This is a genomic window from Halomonas sp., assembly GCF_041689495.1.
GTDB lineage: Bacteria > Pseudomonadota > Gammaproteobacteria > Pseudomonadales > Halomonadaceae > Halomonas.
Window position 1 is genome coordinate 1 of the sequence record NZ_JBDNGD010000061.1, and the last position, 3,873, is coordinate 3,873.

The 3,873-nt window shown below is 63.6% G+C and carries 4 protein-coding genes and 1 pseudogene; all 5 read right to left on the bottom strand.

Features of this window, described 5'->3' with window-relative positions; translation table 11 throughout:
* The coding region (gene accD, locus ACESMD_RS02040) for an acetyl-CoA carboxylase, carboxyltransferase subunit beta (protein WP_372609866.1) at positions 1 to 725 on the bottom strand (725 nt) is incomplete at its 3' end.
* Between the two features lie 81 nt (positions 726 to 806).
* Positions 807 to 1,622: a tryptophan synthase subunit alpha gene (gene trpA, locus ACESMD_RS02045; RefSeq protein WP_372609868.1), complete on the bottom strand. Its 816-nt coding sequence runs from the start codon at positions 1,620 to 1,622 to the stop codon at positions 807 to 809.
* A gap of 15 nt (positions 1,623 to 1,637) precedes the next feature.
* A complete protein-coding gene (trpB, locus tag ACESMD_RS02050; RefSeq protein WP_372609870.1) occupies positions 1,638 to 2,852 on the bottom strand; it encodes a tryptophan synthase subunit beta in 1,215 nt (404 codons plus the stop codon).
* A 64-nt stretch (positions 2,853 to 2,916) separates the two neighbouring features.
* Complete coding sequence (locus ACESMD_RS02055; protein ID WP_372609872.1) at positions 2,917 to 3,573, bottom strand: phosphoribosylanthranilate isomerase; 657 nt, start codon at positions 3,571 to 3,573, stop codon at positions 2,917 to 2,919.
* Between the two features lie 28 nt (positions 3,574 to 3,601).
* Positions 3,602 to 3,873, bottom strand: a pseudogene (locus ACESMD_RS02060) (hypothetical protein); the annotation flags it as partial.

Genomic DNA, 3,873 nt, shown 5'->3' on the forward strand with positions numbered 1-3,873 from the left:
CGGACCGTCTGTTCGATGACTCGCGGCCCGGCGAAGCCGATCAAGGCATTGGGCTCGGCAACGTTGATATCACCGAGCATGGCCAGTGACGCCGACACCCCACCGAACACCGGATCGGTCAGCACCGAGACATAGGGAATGCCCGCTTGCTTGAGCTTCTCGATGGCCGCAGAGGTCTTGGCCATCTGCATCAAGGAGAAGAGCGCCTCCTGCATCCGGGCACCACCCGATGCCGAGAAACAGATCAAGGGGAGGCGCTCATCGAGGGCCAGTCGGGCGGCACGCACGAATTTCTCGCCCACCACGCTGCCCATGGAGCCCCCCATGAAGGTGAACTCGAAGGACACCACTACTACCAGCAAGCCATCCAGGTTACCGCGCATAGCGATGAGCGCGTCCTTCTCGCCGGTCTCCTTCTGGGCGCCCAACAGACGATCCTTGTACTTCTTGGAATCACGAAACTTCAGGCGATCGGCGGGCTCGACCTCGGCGGCGAGCTCTTCACGCCCTTCCAGGTCCAGGAACCAGTCCAGGCGCTTTCGCGCGCTCAGGCGCAGGTGGTGGTCGCACTTGGGGCAAACGTTATGGTGCTTGTCGAGTTCGGGGAGATAGAGCACCGACTCACACTTGGGGCACTTGCGCCACAGGCCATCGGGCACACTGGCCCGGCGATCCTTGCGTTGAATGCGACCCATCGAGGGTACGATCTTGTCTAGCCAGCTCATGTCAGAAAAGCTTCCGTCATGTGGTCGACACCCGGACAAGCCGGGTGCACGAATCGATTCTATCAGTAGCGAGGACCGCCCCTAAGCAGGCCTCATGGCGTCCAGCGCTCGGCGCATCTCGCCGAGCACCGATGTCAACTCGCCAACGATCCTCTCGGGGGTATCGAGGTTATCGGCGATACGGCTGACCAGGGCCGATCCGACGATCACGCCATCGGCCACCTTGCCGACTTCCGCGGCCGAGGCTCCATCGCGGATACCGAAACCCACGCACAGCGGCAGCTGGGTCATCTCTCGCAAGGGTGCCAGGTGGCTGGCCACATCGTCGGCATTGAGTGTTGCCGACCCCGTCACGCCCTTGAGCGAAACATAATAGAGATAGCCCTCTCCATGGGCACATATTGTAGCGGCCCGGGCGCGGGAAGTGGTAGGGGCGACCAGGAAGATCGAGGCGAGTCCATGCGCCTTGAGTACCGGGCCGAACGCCTCGGCCTCCTCCGGCGGCATGTCCACGGTCAGTACACCGTCGACACCAGCCGCCGCGGCCTGATCGGCGAAGGCCTCGAGACCAATGCGCTCGATCGGGTTGAGGTAGCCCATCAGCACCACCGGTGTCTCGCTGTCCTGCCGGCGAAATTCGCTCACCATCTCGAAGAGGTGCGAGAGACGCACACCATGCACGAGGGCTCGCTCGCAGGCCTTCTGGATCACCGGGCCGTCGGCCATGGGATCGGAAAAGGGCACGCCGAGCTCGATCACGTCGGCCCCGGCCTCGACCAGGGCATGCATGAAGCTGACAGTGTACTGCGGTGCTGGATCGCCGGCAGTAATGAAGGGAATCAATGCCTTGCGGCCCTGGTTCTGCAGCTCGGCAAAGCGTCGGTCGATACGGTTCATGGGCGTTGTCGTCATCTAGAATTCGATCCCGTCGATCCTGGCCACTGTCATGATGTCCTTGTCACCACGGCCGGAAAGGTTGACCACGATGTTCTGATCGGGGCGCATGGTAGGCGCCAATACCTTGGCATAGGCCAGGGCATGGGCCGTCTCCAGAGCCGGCATGATACCTTCGATGCGAGTCAGCTCGCGAAAGGCGGCGAGCACGTCCTGATCATTGGCCGCCACATAGTTGACCCGCCCCACGTCCTTCCAAAGCGCATGCTCGGGGCCCACGCCGGGGTAGTCCAGGCCCGCGGAGATCGAGTGCGTGTCCAGTACCTGCCCGCCCTCGTCGGACATCAGGTAGGTGCGGTTGCCGTGCAAGACGCCGCGCGGAGCCCCGGAGGCCAGCGGTGCCGCATGGCGGCCGGTCTCGATCCCGTCGCCACCGGCCTCGACACCGTACATCTCGACGTCATCGTCCTCAACGAATGGATAGAAGAGCCCCATGGCATTGGAACCACCCCCTACGCAGGCGATCAAGGCATCGGGCAACTTGCCGAACTCCTCGAAGGACTGCCGTCTTGCCTCCCGCCCGGCGACCGCGTTGAAGTCGCGCACCAGCATCGGATAGGGATGGGGGCCGGCCACCGTACCGATGATGTAATAGGTCGTGTCGACATTGGTCACCCAGTCGCGCAACGCCTCGTTCATGGCGTCCTTGAGGGTGCGCGTCCCCGAGGTCACCGGAATGACATTGGCGCCCAGCAGACGCATGCGATAGACATTGAGCTTCTGGCGCTCCACGTCCTCGGCGCCCATGTAGACATCACACTCCAGTCCCAGCCGCGCCGCCACCGTGGCGGACGCCACGCCGTGCTGACCTGCGCCGGTTTCGGCGATCACCCGGGGCTTGCCGGTCTTCTTGGCCAGCAGCGCCTGGCCGACCGTGTTGTTCACCTTGTGAGCGCCGGTATGGTTGAGGTCTTCGCGTTTCAACCAGATCCGTGCACCGCCAACCTTGTTCGACCATCGCTCGGCAAGATACAAGGGCGAGGGACGGCCCACGAAATGGGCCAGGTCATAGTCGAATTCCGCCAGGAAATCCGGATCATCGCGAAGACTCAGGTAGGTCTTCTCGAGTTCATCCAGGGCGAAGCTCAGGGTCTCGGAGACAAAGCGTCCGCCATAGGCACCGAAATGGCCCAGAGCATCCGGCAATCGGGTCAGGTCACTGAACTTGCTCACGAAAGACACCTCACAAGTCGCCTGAAAGAGGCGAAGAATGGAAAAGCTATCGGGAAAGTGTTCGTCAACGCATTGCAGGCGTCTCGTCACCCTGCCTGACGGCCTGAAGGAAGGCCGACATCAGGCTGTCGTCCTTGACCCCCGGGGAGGTCTCGATGCCACCGGAAACATCCACTGCGAAGGGACGCACCCCAACGATCGCCCGGGCCACATTTGCCTGGCTCAGACCTCCAGCGAGGATAACAGGTTTCGTCAGGCTTGCGGGGATTCGAGACCAATCGAATCGCTCTCCCGTCCCCCCCGGCACACCCGGCCGATAGGCATCGAGCAGAATCCCGGAAGCCCCTGAATAAGCAGCAGCAAGGGCATGCAGATCCAGGCCCTCGCGCATGCGCAACGCCTTGATCCAGGGGTGGCCGAAGGACTGGCAAACGTCGGGCGCCTCGTCGCCATGGAACTGCAGGAGATCCAGGTGGGCGAGACAACGCCGAATCAGCGCCGGTTCCTGGTCGACAAACAGGCCCACTCGGGTCACGAAGGCTGGCACCCGCGCCGTGAGTTCGGCGAGTCGTGCCACCTCGATCGCCCGCCGACTGCCCGGCCAGAGCACGAAACCAAGGGCATCTGCGCCGGCGGCCACGGCCGCGTCGACATCCTGCTCACGGGTCAGACCGCAGAACTTGACGCGGGTGCGGGTGGGTTTGAAGTCGGCTACAGACACGTCAGGTTCTCCATTCTCGGCGGCAGCTTCAGCCCCTGGGGTCAGACCCGGCCAAGCCGTCCGGCTCGTCATGGTGCACGATAGCAGCGGCATCTCCCTCCGCCGGGGTCTGACCCCAGGAGCGTTGCCTGTCGGCTGCCACCGGCTGCCCTCGCCGGCAATCGACCATGGGGCAGTCGGGGAGCGCCCGCTCGCCGGTCCATTCGCCGAGGAAGGCCAGCAGGTTGGGGCCCAGGGGTTCCCGCGGCAGCCCCCAGGCCTCGTCGTAGAGCGAATCGACGAAATGCAGGCCACAGGCCG

Coding starts and splice junctions, on each gene's coding strand:
- trpA (WP_372609868.1), bottom strand. CDS start 1,622: ATGAACCGTATCGACCGACGCTTTGCCGAGCTGCAGAACCAGGGCCGC.